Source organism: Vibrio sabulosilitoris, from assembly GCF_055391395.1.
This window is the reverse complement of sequence record NZ_AP029599.1, coordinates 189,512-207,775: the sequence shown is the minus strand read 5'-3', so window position 1 is coordinate 207,775 and position 18,264 is coordinate 189,512. Positions and strand designations below refer to the sequence as shown.

Genomic DNA, 18,264 nt, shown 5'->3' with positions numbered 1-18,264 from the left:
AAAAAGAGGAGTAACAGTCATGTTTAAAATAAATATTAACGACCATGAGGGAATGGAAGTAATAAACATAGCCAATGCCCAATTCGGAATTGAACTGGATATTATTGCGAGCTTTGGTGCGATAATTAATCGCTTTGTTGTTTCTAATAGCCCATTTTCTTTTATCGCCGGGTATCGAGACCATCAAGATTTGCTCGATACGCACCCGTTTTTCTCTCGCAGTGCTAAGTTATTTCCGTTTCCCAATCGCCTCGCTTCTGGTCGTTATCAGTTTGCTGGTCAGTCTTATCAGCTTGCGGCTAATTTCCCTTGGTCAGAGCATGCCGTACATGGCCTGCTCTACAACCAGCCTTTTCATATCAAGGTCACTGACGCGAATGTTGAGCAAGCGAGCGTGACCTTAAGTTTTGTCTCCAGTCAGTTGGATAATCCGGGCTACCCGTTTCCATTCACGCTGGAGGTTGAGTTCGTTATTAATACCTCGGGCAAGCTAACTTGCCGCACGTCTATCACCAATACAGGCGCTTCCGATTTGCCCTTTGGCGACGCGTGGCATCCTTATTTTTCTCTCGGCGTAGAGCGCTCAGAATTGCTACTTAACATGTCACCTTGTCATGAGTGGCTGCATGAGCAAGACTTACCAACAGGTGAGAAGCGCCCCTTTGATCAATTCACTCAAGCGATCTCAATCGAGGGGCATGAGTTGAACCATTGCTTCGAGTTTGACTCCTCATCCGATGCCAAGTTGACGCTTTCGCGAACCGATGACAAAGCCTGTTTGCATTTTGCCCAGGATGCCCACTATCCATTTATCCAGCTCTATACACCAGCAAGTGAGTCGAGTATCGCGGTCGAGCCTATGACTTGTCCCGCTAATGTGTTTAACAACGGGTTTGGTTTGCTGGTACTTAAGCCCGGTAAAACACAAACCCTTGAGTGGCACTGTCAGGCCATCTATCACGGCTAATTCTATTGCCCTCCCCGGCAGCGGGGAGGGCAACGGATTAACCCAGTACGACCTCAACCTGATGCTCACCTGAGGTAAATACAGGCGCCTTGTTACCTTCAATCAGGTCACCATTGACGCGCATCTCCATCACACCCTTGCTCACCTGGTTCGGGTTGCGTACGTGGATATGATAAACCGCCCCACGGAACTGTCGACGTACCTTAAACTCCGGCCACTCGGTTGGAATACATGGGTCGACAATCAGGCCATCGATATCAGGGCGAATCCCCAAGATCCATTGTGTGCCCGCGACATAGGTCCACGATGAGGTACCCGACAACCAAGCATTGCGACCAAGACCGAACTGTTGGTGCTCATCGCCCAGGATATTTTGTGGGTAGCAGTATGGCTCTGACTCAAAGTTATCTAAGCTGTCGTTCTTCGAGGCTGGGTTGATTTGACGATAGTACTCATAAGCGCGATCGCCATTGCCCATGATGGTCTCGGCGATCATGACCCAAGGGTTTGAGTGAAGGAAAATGCCGCCATTTTCTTTCGCGCCCGGTGGGTAAGTGGACACGCCGCCCAGCTGTGGATCAAAACCGTTGTAACCCGGAGTCGACAGCTTGATACCGTTAGCGGTATTAAGCTTGCTGTACACGGAGTCGAGCGCTTGCGTAGCGCGCTCAGGAGTTGCAAAGCCTGAGATCACCGGCCAGCTTTGACCATTGGTGTAGATCTGGCCCTGCTCGTTGGTGTGCGAGCCGATAGGCTGACCTTGCTCATCGAAGTAGCGCACATACCATTCGCCATCCCAACCACACTCGTTCATGGTCTGCTGCATCTCGGTGTAGTAGTTGGCAAATTGCTCAGCAAGAGCATCATCACCACGCAACTTGCACAGATCCAGCATATCGTTGAGCGCTTTACCAAACATGCTTGCCACCATCATCGACTCCGCGCCCGTTGGCAGGTTGACGGTGTCATTCCAGTCAGCAAAACCAAGCAGAGGTAAGCCGTGTGCGCCTTTGTTGTTTTGAGTAAAGTCAATCGAGCGACACAGGTGATCCCACACGCTGCCTTGCTCAATTGGATTCCCTGCGGCATCTTTTTGGTAGTAAGGGATCACCTTATCCAAGAAGTCGGCGTTACCGGTCTCTTTCACGTATTGGGTGACGGCATAGATAATCCACAGGTGATCATCACCATAGTAATCTGGGCGATCTTCCTCCTCGCGTGAGTCACCGGCGTTGGCTTCCATCGTCGATGGGAAGAACTGGTGCATCGCAGATCCGTTGGTGTTTTGCACGGACAATAGGCGCTCGATAAACTCACGCGCTTCTTCTGGCATGTGGGTGATAACGCCCAGGGTATCTTGTGATGAGTCACGGAAACCGATGCCACGCGCGCCGAATCCGAGCTGATACAGGGACAGGTAGCGCGACCAGTTTTTGGTGGTGTGGCACTGGCGCGGGTTGTGAACATTGAGCATCGAGTTCATCGCTGGATCTGGCGTCTCTACCTGCACGGTTGCTAGGTAGTTGTCCCAAAAACGACCAAGGTTCGCGAAGGCTTCGTCAACCGCACCATGGTTACGGTACTTCTCTAGTAGTGGTTTAGCCGCATCGACGCTGTCTTGCTGAGTCAGTTGCACCACAGTGCGCTCAGTTTGCTCTGGCGCGAGCCAGCCAAGGCGTAGATTCAGGGCTGCGATATTATCGCCACGCAGGCACTCACTGTTATTGAGCTCGTCTTGGGCTAACGCTTGTGGCGCGGCCCAACTGCCATAACCAAATTCACCCAAGAACTTAGCACGGTCACCCTCAAAAGAGGTTGCTGGGCGATCAGCGGTCACTAGGTTAACCGCATAGTCACGCTTCATAAATGCGTACTGCTCAAGGACGGTGTGCTCGCCATGCTGGTGCGCTTTCAGTGTCATGGTTTGCGGAACCCAGTCCGCATTCAACAACTGCTTAAGGGCATCGAAGTGGGTAAACTCAAACACAGGCACCACATCGACATGCAGCTCACCGCCGCTGATGTTGGTGATCTTAATATCCTCAAGCAGCACTTCTTGATCACTTGGTACAAAGAAGGTCACCTCACAGCGCACGCCAAATGCCTCAGAGACGATGCGGGTGTACGATAGACCCGTGTGGTTTTCAAATTTGTCTAGCGGTTTTAGGGTAGGGGTAAAGAAGGGTGAAAATACCTCTTCTTTGCCGCTGCTGTCTTTGACCTTAAGGTAAACCGTTGAGCCCTTAAAATCAGAGTTTGGTAGTTGAGCGATGTACTTAGTGATGCGGTTTAGCGCAGGGTCGCCCTTACACAATAAAACACCGCCATTACTATCAACCAGACCACCAAAATTTAGGGTGCCCACATAGTTACACCATTTGATTGGCGTGCATGGTGTGGTTGCTACGTATTCTTTGTTGCTATCGTCGAAATATCCAAATTTCATCATTACTATCCTCGGCCCCTCTGCTCAGAGGAGCCTAATCAATCAATTACTGGCTGGTGGTTAGCTTGCTAGTGACTGCTCACTTTCCGAGTCGAATAGGTGAATCGCATCCAGGTCGAGGTACAAGGTGATCTCATCACTGTCGACCTCCGCTGCTTGCGTTTCGATCATCAGTGGCTGGCCCGCGATCTCGGTCTTAAGCAGGATACTGGCACCAAGCAGCTCTTTGTCTTTGATCTTGACTGGAATTGGCAGTACGCGGTCGTGGTCGACTTGCTCAGCACGCAGGTGGATATCAGTTGGGCGCACACCAAAGAACAGCTCAGTGTTGTGTTTTGCTTGCGCCTCAAAGCGTGCCGGCAGTGGGATATGAAGATCGCCAACCTCAACCTGCCATTGCCCCTCTTTCTGTTTAAGCTCGGCATTGAGCATATTCATCGATGGGTTACCGATAAACTGAGCGACAAACTTATTTGCAGGGCGCTGGAACACCTCAGTCGGCGTGCCAACCTGAGCGACATAGCCATCTTTGAGGATCACGATGCGGTCCGCCAACGTCATTGCCTCAATCTGGTCGTGGGTTACGTAGATGGTGGTGGTTTTCAGCTCGCGGTGGAGCTGCTTGATCTCTTCACGCATCACCCCACGCAGTTTGGCATCAAGGTTAGACAGCGGCTCATCGAAGAGGAAGACTTTTGGCGTGCGCACCATCGCGCGACCCATCGCCACACGCTGACGTTGACCACCTGAAAGCTCTTTCGGCTTACGGTTAAGCAGTGGTTCAAGCTCAAGCATTTTCGCCGCTTTGCGCACCTCGGTATCGATCTGCTCTTTAGGCATACCTTTAAGTTTGAGGGCAAACGCGATGTTTTCGTATACCGTCATGTGGGGATACAGCGCGTAGCTCTGGAACACCATCGCAAGGTCGCGGTCTTTGGCGTCAACCTTGTTCATCAGCTTGCCACCGACGTAGATTTCACCTGAGGTGATGCTCTCAAGGCCCGCTAGCATGCGCAGGGTTGTGGACTTACCACAGCCTGAAGGACCAAGGAAAACGACAAACTCACCGTCTTGAACTGTGAAATCGAACTCTTTTACTACGTGAACATCGCCGAAAGACTTTTTGATATTACGGAATTCTACTTTAGCCATTGTTGTGCTCCTCAGCGCGCTCCATCAGCATGTTGCGGTAAGCGATTGCGCTCTGTTTTAGTGTTCTTTGTTGTGTTTTGTAATCGACGTGGACGATGCCAAAGCGTTGGCAATACCCAAAGGCCCACTCGAAGTTGTCCATCAGACTCCAAGCGAAATAGCCATCGACACGCACGCCAGATTTAATAGCTTGGTCAACCGCTTCCAGGTGCCCTTGGAAGTAGCGCACGCGCTGCTCGTCCTTGACTTGGTTTTGCACCTCGCGGTCATTGCCAGCCGCGCCATTCTCTGTGATGTAAATTGGCGGCAGGTTGGCGTAGCGTTGGTCAAGACGGATTAGTAGGTCGCGCAGACCCTGCGGATAGATTTCCCAGCCAATAAAGGTGCGCTCGACATCTGGAGAATTAAACTTCTCAATCTCGCCATTCTCATCGAGGCGCGCGACGCCGCGGGTATAGTAGTTAATCCCAATGTAATCGACTGGAGCGCTGATGATCTCAAGGTCACCGTCATGCACCTCAGGCATGACGTCATTGCGTTTTTGCCATACTGCGTCCGGGTACTGGCCTTTTAGTACTGGGTCGATAAACCAGTGGTAGTTCTCAGCATCGCAGTAATCGGCGGCTGCCTGGTCTGCAGGCGTCAATGGGTAGCAAGGTGAGGCATTAAACACCACGCCGTGTTTGGCTTTAGGCGCATTACGGCGCAGGATTGGCATCGCCAAACCGTGTGCCAGCATTAGGTGATGCGAGGCCAAAAAGCCCTCTTTCTCGCCCTTGATGCCCGGCGCATGCTCACCCCAGCGGTAGCCAAGGAAAGCAGCGACGAAGGGTTCATTGAGTGTGGTGTACACCTCAATCTTGTTGCCAAAATGACGACTAACGACATCGGCATATTCAGCAAATTTGTAGGCCGTGTCGCGATTAAGCCAGCCGCCCTCATCCTCAAGATATTGAGGGAGATCCCAGTGATATAGAGTGACAAACACCTTGAGTCCACGAGCATGACACTCGTCGATGATCTGCTCATAAAACGCGAGACCCTCAGGGTTAATTTCACCGTCGCGTGGCAAGATACGTGGCCAAGCAATCGATAGGCGGTAAGCATCCACGCCCAAGCCTTGGATCATCTCGATGTCTTGTTTCCACAGGTGATAGTGGTCACAGGCCACATCGCCATTATCACCGTTATTGACCTTGCCAGGCTGCTGGCAGAAGGTATCCCAAATCGATGGTGTGCGACCACCTTCCTTCACTCCCCCTTCGATCTGATAGGAAGAGGTCGCGACACCGAAGACAAACTCAGGGGTACGCAGCTTTGAATCTTGTGGTAGTTGATATTTGTTCATGATGTTCTTATTAACCCTTAACCGCGCCTGACGTAAGGCCGCTGATCATCTGGCGAGACGCAAACAGATAAGCAGTGACAAGTGGTAAAATTGAGATAGTGGTGCCGAGCATGACCGCGCCCCATGGCGTGTTTGGAATGCCCTGCACACTGCGCAGCGCCTGAGTGATCACGTAGTTTTCAGGTGAGGTCAGTACCACAAGCGGCTGCATAAACATGTTCCAGAAGAACACGAACTGGACGATCGCCAGAGTGGCCAGCGCAGGTTTCATCAGTGGCAGTACTACGCTCCAGTAGGTTCTAAACTCGCCCGCGCCATCGAGTTTGGCCGCTTCAAGTAGCTCCTTTGGAATAGAAGCCACCACGTGTTGGCGCATCAGGAAGATGCCAAATGGCGTGGTGGTGAACGGAAGCCATACAGCAAGGTGGTTGTCGAGCAAACCCAGGAACTTAACAATCATAAAGTACGGGATCAGGCTCAGTACTGGCGGAATCATCATCGAGCCCACAAGCATGCCGAACAAGACGTTCTTACCCTTGAACTTAAATACGGCAAAGGCATAGCCACCCATGCTACAGAACAGCAGTGAGACAGTCGTGCCGAGGAAAGCGACGTAGATGGAGTTAAACATCGCCTGCCAAAACGGCATGATTTCCAATAGGCGCTGGTAGTTGTACGACAGGCTATCGCCCATCGCGAGACTGATGCCAGTGCCGAAGATTTCACTACGGTCACGAGTCGACAGCAGGGCTGACCAGAAGAACGGAAATACCGTGATGATCGCCGAGATGATCAGCAGTATCGCTAGTGCCACCAAAAGGATTTTGGTTACGATCTCAATCGTGCGATCGCTAGGTTTTAGTGCTTGAATAGACATCTTATTGCTCCCCTAGACCTTTCTTGCCAAAGAAGAAGAATTGGATTGAAGTACAGGCGGCAATTAGGGTGAACAGCAGCCATGAAATAGCCGATGCGGTGCCCATTTCTAGCCATTCCCAGCCCACCTTGTAGAGGTACATAGAGATGGTTAGACCCGCCTGGCCGGTACCACCGGTACCGCGAGTTAGGACGAACGGTTCTTCGAACAACTGCAGGTTACCGATAATGGTCATGGTGATAGCAAAGAACACAAATGGACGGATCATTGGCAGTGAGATACTAAAGAAGCGACGGACCGCGTTAGCACCATCCATACGTGCAGCTTCTAAGATTTCTTTAGGAATGGTCATCAAGCCTGTGGTGTAAAGGACGATGTTAAAACCGGTATATTTCCAGAACACCATAAAGGCGATCGATGGCTTGATCATGGTTGAGTCTTCTAGCCAGCGGATTGGTTGGTAGTCGTTAATCCAGCCAAATGCCCAGCCAAACAGGGTGCTGTCGGCCAGCGCCATCAGAGATTGGTTGATGATGCCCGAGTTTGGTGAGTACATATTGAAGAAGATCAGCGAGGCAGCCACCGTCGAGGTTATGAACGGCAAGAAGTAAGCCGATGTTAGCCAGTGGCGCAAGCGATCGCCCAGTGACACCAAAATGTAGGCCACAGGCAGTGCGACTAGGTGCTGCGCAACGCCAGAGGTGATAGCGAGCCAGAATGTATTTTTCAGTGAACGCCATAGCCACGGGTCGGTGAGGGCGAGATGATAGTTCTCAAAGCCCACGTACTCCATTGCGCCAAGACCCTCAACTGGGTTCCATTCGTGAAATGATAAATAGATTGAAAAAAGTAGTGGAAAGATTCCAAATACTGAAAAAATGACCAAAAACGGCAGTAGGAACCCGTAGGGTGTAAGCGCTTTCACGTTCAGCCAAGAAAAAAGGCTGTTGCGTTCACCCTCAGAGTCTAAAACCTTGCTAGCAGCTTGATTCATTGTGACGACCTCTTACCCAAAGAGAGGCGCAGCGAGCTGCGCCTCTGAAAATAATGATGCTTATAGATTGCGTGTACGACGTTTGATTAGGCGCTCAGCATCCGCCAGTGCGGTTTTGATGTCTTTACCTTCGTCCAGCACTTCCATCAGCGCATTCTCAAGAATGATAGAGCGCGCTACGTGGTCGCCCTTGGCTGGTGCAACCGGTTTGATGTTTTGGGCAACATCAGCAAATAGTAGACGCGCCTTTTGACCGCCCAGGAAGTCAATCTCTTCAGCAAACATTGGGTCATCGTAAGTGGTGACGTTGGCTGGGAAAGCGGCGATGGTTTCAAAGTGCTTCAGCTGGATATCACGCTTAGTGGTCATGTACTCAATCAGCTCCCAAGCTTGATCTGGGTTCTCAGACTGAGTTGGAATCGATAGGAATGAACCACCCCAGCTGCCGTAGATGCCGTTTGGTAGGTGCTCAACACCCCAGCTGCCTGCTGTGTCTGGGGCAATCCAGTTGTTAAGGTGACCAAGTAGCCATGCGCCCGAAAGCTGGGTAGCAAATGTGCCGTTACGGAAGCCTTCGTACCACTCGTTTGACCAAGCTAGGATACGTCCATCAAGGCCCTTATCGCGGATCTGTTTCGCCACTTCAAACGCGTGAACAAAGCGCTCAGAGGTCACGACTGGGTTGCCTTTGTCATCAAAGTACAGGCCTTCACCTTCTGGTACAGTGGTGAAGATGATGGTTTGTGCCACGTCGGCTGCAGAGGCGATCAGCTGGATATTTTTCTCTTTGAGTTTTTCACCTGCTGCGATGTAAGAGTCCCAGTCTTTAGTCGCCTCTTCAACATCGATGCCAGCTTTTTCAAACACGTCGGTGCGGTAGTACATCACACCAGGGCCTAGGTCGACCGGGATACCATAAACCGCGCCGTCACCGCCTTTGCCTTGTGCCCAAGCATAAGGCGCAAAGCTGTCGGCAAACTTGTCAGCACCGTAGGCCTCAGAAAGGTTGACTAGGCCGCCAGATGAAACAAAAGGACCGATCTTTTCAACGTCAACGACAATCACATCGCCCGCACCAGAGCCAGTCGCTAGGTTGGTGGTTAGCTTGGTGTGGTGGTCACCATGGTTATTCATTAGGTAATCTACCTTGATGCCGCTCTCTTTCTCAAAGTCTGGGAGAAGAACCTTGAGGCTGCTATCGAAATCTGGGAAACCGTCGAAACGAATATGGTCGTCAGCATTTACAGCGGTAGCCAGTCCAAGGCCAAGTGCGACAGACAGCGATAAAGTCTTTAGTTTCATGATCAATCCTTAATTATTATAGAGTCGTTGGTAAGAGGGTTACGGAATCTCGAATCACCAATTTGGGTGCGAGTCGAAAGTTCACGTCCTGCTTGTTTTTATGTAACTTTTGAATAGTGAGCTGCACAGCTTCGATGCTCATCTGTTCAATTGGAAAATTGACTGTGGTCAGCGATGGCGTGACATAGCGTGCAAATAACACATCATCAAAGCCGACCACAGAAATATCTTGGGGAATCCGATATCCCATGCCTGCCATGACCTCAGAGGCGGCGACGGCCATATGGTCATTGCAGGCAAACAAGGCTGAAAAATCACAGCCACGACGGAACAACTTGCGTGTGGCGCTCATGCCCGTCTCTTCAGTAAATCCTGACTCGATGACGAGTGACTCATCGTAGTCGAGCCCCGCATCCTCTAGTGCGGTGCGGTAACCTTGTAATCGACCGCGTGCATCGGACTTATCTAACGGTCCGGTGATACAAGCGATTTTTTGGTGTCCCATGCTCAGTAAGTACTCAGTCGCCAGCTTTGCCCCGTACTCGTTATCAATGTTGATACAGCTGTGTTTTAGCTCCGGGATAAAGCGATTGACCAAGACAAACACCACGCCTTGCTCTTCAAGGTTGATTAAGTAGTCATCCGTCAGCTGCTGACAATGCATGATCAGCGCGTCGACTCGGCGACTTAACAAAAACTCCACCGACTCACGTTGCTCTTTCTCGGTATTGCCACCGGCAGTGACAATCACGTGGTAACCAAACTGGCGCAGCTTCTCTTCAATGTTGTGCAGAATACTCGAGTAAAATGGCCCACCTAGCTCGGGTACGATAACGCCAATGCTGCCGCTGCGACTCGATGCAAGTGCTTGAGCAATCGAGTTAGGGCGGTAACCTAAATCCTTGATTGCTTTTTCAACCTTGAGCTTTTTATCGTGACTGACGCGGCTGGTGCCATTGATCACACGCGATACTGTCGCTTGTGAAACGCCTGCTTGTTCCGATACGTCCTTTATCGTTGCCACTTTACTCACCCCCTGTTAAGAAACCGCTTTCAGGAGCTAGTATCTGTGATTTGCTTGACCTCAGACGTGAGTAAACTCACACCAAATCAGACCTATATTTGTCAATTATTCAATTCTTGAGGTCAGATAGAATTTTGCGTGATGCCATGAAACCATTTCATGAAAGGGCTTTCATGGTCACGAATCGAGATTGTTATTGGCGAAATTTTCCTCATCAATGTCGGTTTTGAGCTGAAACTCATGCGCCAAGCGGAGCTGACTCTCTGCCATCTGCTCTAACTGACGACTGTTGGCCGCTAAACGCTGTGAACGCTGGTCATTTTCATCGGCGAGCAGATGGATTTGATTGATACTGCTGGTTACCTCAGCAGCCACGCTCTGGTGCTCTGCGGTGGCAGAGGCGATCTGATGGCTGCGTGACTCAATGCTATCGAGCCGCTGATGCTGCTCGAGCAGCTGTGCTGTCATATGCTGGGTTTGACTGACACAGTGCTCCATACGACTGGCACAGGTATGGATTTGGCTCACCGCTGATTGGGCGCTGGACTGCAATTGGTCTATTTTGAGCTGGATCTCACGGGTCGAGTCGGTGGTTTTTGCCGCTAATACGCGCACCTCATCGGCCACGACCGAGAAGCCGCGCCCTTGCTCACCGGCTCGAGCCGCCTCTATCGCAGCGTTGAGTGCCAATAGGTTGGTCTGATCTGAGATCCCCGAGATCACCTCTAAGATGGACTCGATACTGCCGCTCTCTCGCTCAAGAGCTTGAATATTGTGCGTCGCTTGCGTGAGCTCATCGGCCAGCTCGGTCAGCAAAGCACCGCTGGTGTTGACCATGCTTTGTCCAGTTTGGGACTGCGCTACCGCTTGCGTCACGGTGTTGAGGGTCTCCTCTGCTGACTGAGCAATTTCTGCCACCGAGCATTCAATCTGCTCCATCGCCGTGGCGACAAGGGTGGTTTGTGTGGCTTGATGCCCCATGGCTTCACGCAGATCAGTACTGGTGGATTGGTTATCGATTGAGGCCTTATCTAGGGTCGCCGAAGAGAGGGCCATTTGCTCTATCACATGTGAGAGGTGCTCGGTGACCTGATTGATCTTTCGACCCAGCTGACCAAACTCATCGTTACGGGTGTAGGTCACGCGATGCGATAAATCCTTGCCTGCTACGTGGTCAAGCGCCTGATTAATCTGGCGTGCGGCCAAGCGAATCGTGCGGGCAATATGATTGCCGATAGCGCCAGCGAGCAAAATAGAGACTGTCGAAGTGACAATCAATAATATTAGCGTTGACTGAGATTGCTGCTGTGACGCGATATCAAGTGTGCGCGCCGCATGGGTGGCGTGCTCGGAGAACTGCTCAATGTATTTCAGCTGTTGGTCAATTTTATCTTCAAGCTGCGCTCGCAGTGTCTGTTGCTGCTCAAGTAAATCGACGGCGTTGGCGTGCCAATCCACCGCCCCCTCAGGGGCATAAATCTGCTCATGCAATCGCATGATCGCCAACGCACTGGACTGAAATACAGCCGGTGCTTGGCTTTTAAGCTGAGTGAGGGCTTGATCGAGTCGCTCTTGACGATTGGCTAAGCGTCTGCGTACGCCGCGCAACTCGCTGCTGTCATAGAGGGTAAAGGACTCACGTGCCTCGCTGGTGGCGAGGTTCAATTGGCTAATCGTCGCCTCAATGGAGGCCGTGGTTTCAGCATGACCGCGGACAAGTGCTTGGGTTAAGTTGGTATTGAGCTGAGCGACCAAGCTTTGAAATTCCGCTTGTTGATAGAGGCTTAGATCACTGGTGTCTAAATAGTCGTGATAGGTGCTAAGCAGAGCATCAATATTTTCTGTCACTTGATGGCTAAAGTCTTCCACTTGGCTAAGTGGTGCTTGCAGTTCTGGTTGCTGCACAGCAAGCTCTTGCAAGCGCTGCAGTTGGGTAAAGTAGGCCTGGACCTGCTCTTCTATAGCCAGCTTAGGTGCCGCCAACTCGTCTAAGTAACGGGCATTGAGATAGGGCGATAGGCTACGATTGATATCGAGAAAATCAATCGTAAGCTGTGCCGACTGGGTAATTAATGGGGTGGATTGATGGGTGATCACCGACATTCGCTGTGCGGCTTGCTGGTTGGTCACCACGGCATAACCGCTTGAGATCAACATCAGGATGATCAGCAAAGCAAAACCGAGATAGATTCTTGATGAGATGGAAGAAATCATCTGACGCCCTCTGCAGATCTAAAAAAAGAGAGCACCGAAACAAAAGTGCCCTAAACAGAGTTAATAATGAAATTGGGGAAAATCGCTCTGCCGAGTCCGACAGTGGCAGAGCGATAATATGGACAATAAAAATAAGTTGGTTAGTGGTTCGTTGGGATTACCACCAAGCTTCGAACATTGCGCCGATTGAAACCGTATCAATGGTCACATTGTCAGCAACGACTTCACCATTGTCGAACTTGCGTGCATCACGATCAACATCACCCACGGTGGCGTAGAAACGCAGCATTGGACGGTCACCAGGGCCACCACCGAAGGAAACGTTTTGTGATAGCGTGACCTTCCAGCCTTTCACTTCATCGCCGTTTTTGTAGTCTTCAATCGCATAGCCCGCCTCTAGCCAAGTTGAGTGCACGTCGTTCCACTTATATTGTGGGCGAACAATTACCGCATACTCGTCACGCTCAGCATTGATGAATTGACCAGTTTTTTCAGGTTTATCTAGATCATTACCATCATCATCCTTTGTTCTCTCACCTTCAGACGTGAAGTCGTCACCAGACAGTTTTTTGTAGGACGCTAGGTAGTCAACCACGAACTGGTCTGAGAAGGCGTAGCCACCCTCGAAACTGCCGTAAAAGATTTGCGCGTCTTTCATTAGGTCAAATGCAGATGCATCTGCGCCATCACCATAGCGAACTACCAAGCGGTTTGAGCTGCCTAGCCCAAGCGTTGCACCCACCAACCAAGCAGTCTCGTCGCTGTCGATTTGGTCTGAGGTGAAGCCGTAGTTGGCGTAGAGGTCTAGGTTACCGATACCCGCGTTGATGCCGTGTAGCTTAGCCGTCACCGCATATTTGCCATTATCATTGCCCAGTGCACCAGCTTCACCACCATCAACCTGACCGACAACCGCCATGTTTAGGTTTGCCGCGCCAAGGTCTAGATTATTGAAACCAGCGCCTTGACCATCGTGCGACATCCAGAAGTAATCGTTTAGGCCTTGTTGTGGACGCTGGTGGAAATCACGGCCACCCCAAAGGTATAGATTTGGCTGGCTGTCAAAAACGTTGGTTACGCCAGCGTACATTTTCTTAAGGTTTACACCACCTGGTGAGCTCCACTGATCAGAGCCCCAGTCTTCAACCATGAAGACCACATCCCAAAGGGCGCCGTTGTCTTGCTCAAATACTTTGGCGAACTGAACTTCGCCACCGTTCGCTTCGTTACCAAGACGACCTAGCGAGGCACCAGAAGAGCCAACTTGCACGTAACGCTCGTCGCCAGCCTGGTAGTGGGCACCGTAACGAGCGTAACCTGAGAAAATGATACCTAGTGGTGCTTCTGTCTCTGAAGACAGCACCGCTTGTTGTTGGTCGTCAACATAATTGGTTGTTGCGCGCGTTTCCAGCTCGGCAATACGAGCCTCTAGTGCGGCAATATCAGCATCTGTAGCAGCAAAAGCAGAGGTGGCAGCAAGTGTGGAGGCCACCGCGACAGTAAGTGGTAAAACCTTAAACTTTTTCATCTTATTGTTTCCCTGTAGATAGTTATTTTTTGTTGTCGAGATGGGGTGTGGCACCTCGTTGATTGTTATATTAAGGAATGAAAGGCTTGAAAATATCTTGCGGGGTCACAAGTGGTTTGAGCGAAATGCGTCATGAAATAACAAAAAACCATCACCAAAACGGCTAACACTAGGTGTAGTAAGGTGTTTTGTGTTGATTATTGTATTATTAATTGTCATGAAAGCGGTTTCCTTTCATGACAATTGCCGGGGTTTATCACGCTAGATAGTCATTTTTTTGCGCAATACGAACTGATGGATGTGAAAGGTTTTCAGAATAATGAAAGCTTTCGTGGCTTATGTAAGGAAAGTACTGATAAACATGAGGAAGTATTCATCAGTTAGTCCAGTTTAAGCGCCAAGAGTTCCCACTGTTTTCACAGATTGAGAACTTTAAGTTGGTCTCGCAGTAAAGGCAGCGTTTGCTCCTCAAACCACGGGTTGCGTTTGAGCCAAATTTGATTGCGCGGAGAGGGGTGGGGCAGCGGAAACTGCTGATGTTCGAGCCAGTGAGTGGCGTCTCGCACCGTCTCGGTTAAAGTGGCAGGTTTATCACTCAGGTAATGGTTTTGCGCATACTGGCCGATCAGCAGCGTGAGTTTTATGTTAGGTAGTTGACTCAGCAAGGCTTGGTGCCACAGTGGAGCGCACTCCTTACGCGGTGGCAGGTCGCCACTGCGGCCCTTGCCTGGGTAGCAAAACCCCATTGGAACAATCGCCACCTTTTTAGGGTTGTAAAATGTGTCTTTGCTTAGTTTGAGCCAGTCACGCAGGCGATCACCGGATGGGTCATTCCATGGAACCCCTGTCTTGTGCACCTTGAGTCCAGGGGCTTGACCGATGATCAACAGCTCTGCCTCTGGGCTAGCCTGAATCACCGGGCGCGCGCCACACGGCAGTTCAGGCTCGCATACTTTGCAGGCTCTCGCTTGGGTAAGCACCTGCTGTAAGGTGATAGCAGAGCTTTGGGTCATCAGTAGCCCTTTTTCTGATCAACGACAAACTTGAGACCAAAGCCATCACACCAGCGTCGATAGTTTTGACTGAAAATTTCCACTACCTGCTCGGGAAAACTCAAGGCGGCAATATGAGGGGTAACAGTAATTTTGGGGTGTGACCACAGTACGGGGTCTGTCATAGGCTCTTGCTCAAACACATCCAAGTAAGCATGGGCAAGGTGTTGATTGTCCAGTGCCCAGATAAGGTCTGACTCAACCAAGGCCGAGCCGCGCCCGACATTAAACAGCAAGGCATTGTGACATTGGCCTAGGCTGCCACTATGCAAGATACCGCGCGTTTCTGGAGTGGCAGGCAAGGTGTTGACCACGATGTCGGCTTGTCCGAGCGCCGCCTCTAGCTCACCAACATGAAATACCTGACTAAAAGGCGAGTCTTTGGGCGGGATCCCACTGCGATTTACCCCCAAAACCTCGAGGCCAAAAGCCTTCGCTACCTGGGCGAGGTAACTGGCAATTGAGCCAGTGCCGAGGGTGACCAGTGTTTTCCCCTGCAGGCCTTGATAGAGATGTGGGCTCCACAATTGTGAGTCTTGCTGCGCCTGGTAGAGTCGAAAGTGGCGATAGAAGCTAATGCTATAGCCAAGCACATACTCGGTGATCTGCGGACCAAAAATGTCTTTTACATTGGTCAGCTGATAGATTTTGTCGCTTAGAGGAGGGACGCAAAGCGCATCAACACCCGCGTAAATTGACTGGAGCCACTCAAGGCTAGGCAGGTCACCCAGCCTCTCGCGCGCCATTGGCGGAGCGGCTAGCACAATATTGGCTTTGTCTGGTTCGGTTGTGATGCAAAGACCTGGCAGATGTTTCGCCTCGATCAGGGAGTGATAGACGTCGTCCTGGTCGGTAAGAATAAATAGCTGATGATGGGTGTCTTGCATAACAGAAGTGGTTTCCTTTTCTTCGAGGCGCTGTGTTGGTGTCCATTGAGGTCATTATACCTAACTCACCTCAAGATGCGCACTCTGTGATGCTTTTGAGGGGTATAGACGGTTGTTGTTACTGAGATTACACTCGGTTCTACCTTGAGCTTAGTCAGGGATAGGATTACACTTTTCCCAGTCCTTATATCTACTGTTTAGAGTATTATGTTACGAAATCCCCTACAGCTTCGCTTGGAAAAACTCGAGCCTTGGAAGCAGATTACTTTTATGGCGTGCTTGTGTGAGCGCATGTACCCAAACTACGCCCTGTTTTGCCAAGCCACCGACTTTGCCGAGCCGCGTATCTACCGTGACATTCTTGACAGTGTGTGGGAAACCTTGACGGTAAAGACCGCCAAGGTGAACTTCGAGCGTCAGCTAGAGAAGCTAGAGGAGATCATTCCCTCTTCTGACGACTACGACTTCTACGGTGTTCTGCCTGCGATTGATGCTTGTGTGAGCCTATCGACCCTACTGCATGGATTGCTTGATCGAGACTACTTGCTAGAAAACATGCACAAGGTGAGTCAGCAGTCGGTCAAGACGGTTGCTCAGCTTGAGGAAGTGCAGTTGGACATCGAGATCACTGATGATAACCAGAAAGAGAACGAAGCCGTATGCGGCGAGTGGGACGTGCAGTGGGCAATCTTCCGTCCGCTGAAAGACGCCGATCGACACGACGCTGAGCTGATCAAAGATCTGCGCAGTGAGCTCAAAGAGGAAGGCGTCAGTAATATTGGAGCGGCTCTATAAGCTCTAGGTCCACAAAAAGTCACCTAAATAGTAGCGGGCAGATCTTATTACAATTTGTCCGCTCCTTTATCTAGTCTTTACTCTCAATCACTCCATGCTCTCGTTTCCACTTCTCCCAGCGCTCAAAGGCGAGTTGCTGCATATCGGTGGTTTTATCGACCTCATCGACAATCTCTTCGCCAAGTAAGTACTCAAAGATATCCTCAAGGGTAATAATGCCCTGTACCGAGCCATACTCATCGACAACCAGCGCCAGTTGCAGCCGTTTTGCAATCAGTTGCTCAAAGGCCGTGGGAAGGGGAAGGTTATTCAACACCACATGGATCGGGCGCATCACCGCCCCCAGTTGTTTACTGCCTTGACCATTTTGTTGCAGCTTAAACAGCTCTAATCGATGGACGAAGCCAATAATATTGCCCTTGCTTTGACTGTAGATCAGCGGCCGCGAGAACGGGCTTTCGACATGCTCGGTGAGAAATTCATTGATCGTTAGCTCAGCATCGACGCGAAACAATACCGTTCTTGGTGTCATAACTTGAGTGACGGGCACGTCTTGGATGTCGAGCAGATTACTTAGCAGCTTGGACTCCCCCTCATTAAACTCGCCGCTTTCTTTAGCCAGGATCGCCATCGCTGATAACTCATCACGCATTTTGGGTGCTTGGTGCCCGTGGGCCAGGCGCTTGGTGATCTGCTCCGAGAACCACACAAAGGGCGTCAATGCCCACACCATCCACTTGAGTAGAGTTGCCGCCATGGGGGCCAGCTGACGCCAATAGGTAGCCCCTAGTGTTTTAGGCACAATTTCAGACAAGAGCAAAATGCCCAGAGTTAAGACAGCAGAGAATACCCCAAGCCACTGGCTGCCAAACACCGCTGCGGCCTGTGCCCCGGCGCCGGCTGCGCCTATGGTATGCGCTATGGTATTGAGGGTGAGAATCGATGCTAGTGGCCGGTCGATATCAGCCTTGAGTTTGGCAAGACGCTCGGCGGCGGGGTGCCCATCTTTACCGAGCTGGGCAATATAACTGGGCGTGATACTGAGTAGCACCGCCTCGAGTACTGAACAGACAAAGGAAACGCCAATCGCAACCGTGATGTAAATAGCGAGTAGAAACATGGTTCACCCAATCCAGTAAAAGTTGTTTAACATTGCCACTTACAATTGCGTAGCAATACTAAGCGTAGTAAATACACGCAAAATAGGCAGCCGATAGGCTTTGGACAGTAAATTACATTCCCAGTGCCACCAAGTAGTTAGGTAAATTGTGAGTTATTGCGCAGTTTATGCTTAAAAACCCGGCATAAGCACCGTTTAGGCGCCACAAACCTTTGCCAGATGGGGGCTGAATGATTTAGAGTTGTTTTAGATAAACAAACCTATAAGAAGGGAAACCTAATGAACAAGACCCAATTAATCGACTTCATCGCAGAAAAAGCTGATCTATCTAAAGCGCAAGCTAAAGCAGCTCTAGAAGCGACTCTAGGCGGTGTGACTGAAGCTCTGAAAGAGGGCGACCAAGTTCAACTAATTGGTTTTGGTACATTCAAAGTAAATCACCGTGCAGCTCGTACTGGCCGTAACCCAAAGACTGGCGATGAAATCCAAATCGCAGCAGCTAACGTACCAGCATTCGTAGCGGGTAAAGCTCTAAAAGATTCAGTTAAGTAATCAGTA

Annotated in this window: 15 protein-coding genes; 3 read left to right on the top strand and 12 right to left on the bottom strand. The window is 50.6% G+C overall.

The window, feature by feature from the left end; all coding sequences use genetic code 11:
• The first annotated feature begins 19 nt into the window (after positions 1-19).
• The gene (locus ACZ5R2_RS01110; RefSeq protein WP_464900427.1) at positions 20-967 is read left to right on the top strand and encodes an aldose epimerase family protein; all 948 of its coding nucleotides are present in this window, start codon (positions 20-22) and stop codon (positions 965-967) included.
• Positions 968-1,004: 37 nt separating this feature from the next.
• Here the strand turns inward: ACZ5R2_RS01110 and ACZ5R2_RS01105 are convergent, their stop codons facing one another.
• The 11 genes from ACZ5R2_RS01105 to ACZ5R2_RS01055 all read right to left on the bottom strand — a co-directional run bounded on the left by ACZ5R2_RS01105 (position 1,005) and on the right by ACZ5R2_RS01055 (position 15,791).
• Positions 1,005-3,416, bottom strand: a complete 2,412-nt coding sequence (locus ACZ5R2_RS01105) for a glycoside hydrolase family 94 protein (RefSeq protein ID WP_464900426.1) — start codon at positions 3,414-3,416, stop codon at positions 1,005-1,007.
• Positions 3,417-3,473: 57 nt separating this feature from the next.
• Entirely contained in the window at positions 3,474-4,565 is a 1,092-nt protein-coding gene (locus ACZ5R2_RS01100) for an ABC transporter ATP-binding protein (protein WP_464900425.1), read from the bottom strand.
• Positions 4,558-5,913 (bottom strand): GH1 family beta-glucosidase, encoded by a 1,356-nt coding sequence (locus tag ACZ5R2_RS01095; RefSeq protein WP_464900424.1) that lies wholly within the window; start codon positions 5,911-5,913, stop codon positions 4,558-4,560. The genes ACZ5R2_RS01100 and ACZ5R2_RS01095 overlap by 8 nt, the downstream gene beginning before the upstream one ends.
• A 10-nt stretch (positions 5,914-5,923) precedes the next feature.
• Positions 5,924-6,790, bottom strand: coding sequence for a carbohydrate ABC transporter permease (locus ACZ5R2_RS01090; RefSeq protein WP_438460602.1), 867 nt, complete (start codon positions 6,788-6,790; stop codon positions 5,924-5,926).
• Between the two features lies 1 nt (position 6,791).
• A complete protein-coding gene (locus ACZ5R2_RS01085) occupies positions 6,792-7,784 on the bottom strand; it encodes a carbohydrate ABC transporter permease (protein ID WP_464900423.1) in 993 nt (330 codons plus the stop codon).
• Positions 7,785-7,844: 60 nt separating this feature from the next.
• Positions 7,845-9,086, bottom strand: coding sequence for an extracellular solute-binding protein (locus tag ACZ5R2_RS01080; RefSeq protein WP_464900422.1), 1,242 nt, complete (start codon positions 9,084-9,086; stop codon positions 7,845-7,847).
• 16 nt (positions 9,087-9,102) lie between these two features.
• Entirely contained in the window at positions 9,103-10,110 is a 1,008-nt protein-coding gene (locus ACZ5R2_RS01075) for a LacI family DNA-binding transcriptional regulator (RefSeq protein ID WP_464900421.1), read from the bottom strand.
• Between the two features lie 177 nt (positions 10,111-10,287).
• Positions 10,288-12,324 carry a methyl-accepting chemotaxis protein gene (locus ACZ5R2_RS01070; protein WP_464900420.1) on the bottom strand — a complete coding sequence of 679 codons (2,037 nt, stop codon included), beginning with the start codon at positions 12,322-12,324 and terminating at the stop codon, positions 10,288-10,290.
• Positions 12,325-12,481: 157 nt separating this feature from the next.
• Positions 12,482-13,852, bottom strand: coding sequence for a carbohydrate porin (locus ACZ5R2_RS01065; protein WP_464900419.1), 1,371 nt, complete (start codon positions 13,850-13,852; stop codon positions 12,482-12,484).
• Positions 13,853-14,268: 416 nt separating this feature from the next.
• Complete coding sequence (locus ACZ5R2_RS01060) at positions 14,269-14,865, bottom strand: uracil-DNA glycosylase family protein (protein ID WP_464900418.1); 597 nt, start codon at positions 14,863-14,865, stop codon at positions 14,269-14,271.
• Positions 14,865-15,791: a D-2-hydroxyacid dehydrogenase gene (locus ACZ5R2_RS01055; protein WP_464900417.1), complete on the bottom strand. Its 927-nt coding sequence runs from the start codon at positions 15,789-15,791 to the stop codon at positions 14,865-14,867. Before ACZ5R2_RS01055 ends, ACZ5R2_RS01060 begins: the two co-directional genes overlap by 1 nt.
• A 207-nt stretch (positions 15,792-15,998) precedes the next feature.
• On the opposite strand from ACZ5R2_RS01055, the gene ACZ5R2_RS01050 reads away from it, so the two are divergent.
• Positions 15,999-16,586 (top strand): YjaG family protein, encoded by a 588-nt coding sequence (locus ACZ5R2_RS01050; protein ID WP_464900416.1) that lies wholly within the window; start codon positions 15,999-16,001, stop codon positions 16,584-16,586.
• 70 nt (positions 16,587-16,656) lie between these two features.
• Here ACZ5R2_RS01050 and ACZ5R2_RS01045 read toward each other — a convergent pair whose 3' ends face one another.
• Positions 16,657-17,706: a CNNM domain-containing protein gene (locus ACZ5R2_RS01045; protein ID WP_438460593.1), complete on the bottom strand. Its 1,050-nt coding sequence runs from the start codon at positions 17,704-17,706 to the stop codon at positions 16,657-16,659.
• A 279-nt stretch (positions 17,707-17,985) separates the two neighbouring features.
• On the opposite strand from ACZ5R2_RS01045, the gene hupA reads away from it, so the two are divergent.
• Complete coding sequence (gene hupA, locus ACZ5R2_RS01040) at positions 17,986-18,258, top strand: nucleoid-associated protein HU-alpha (RefSeq protein ID WP_438460592.1); 273 nt, start codon at positions 17,986-17,988, stop codon at positions 18,256-18,258.
• Positions 18,259-18,264: the final 6 nt, after the last annotated feature.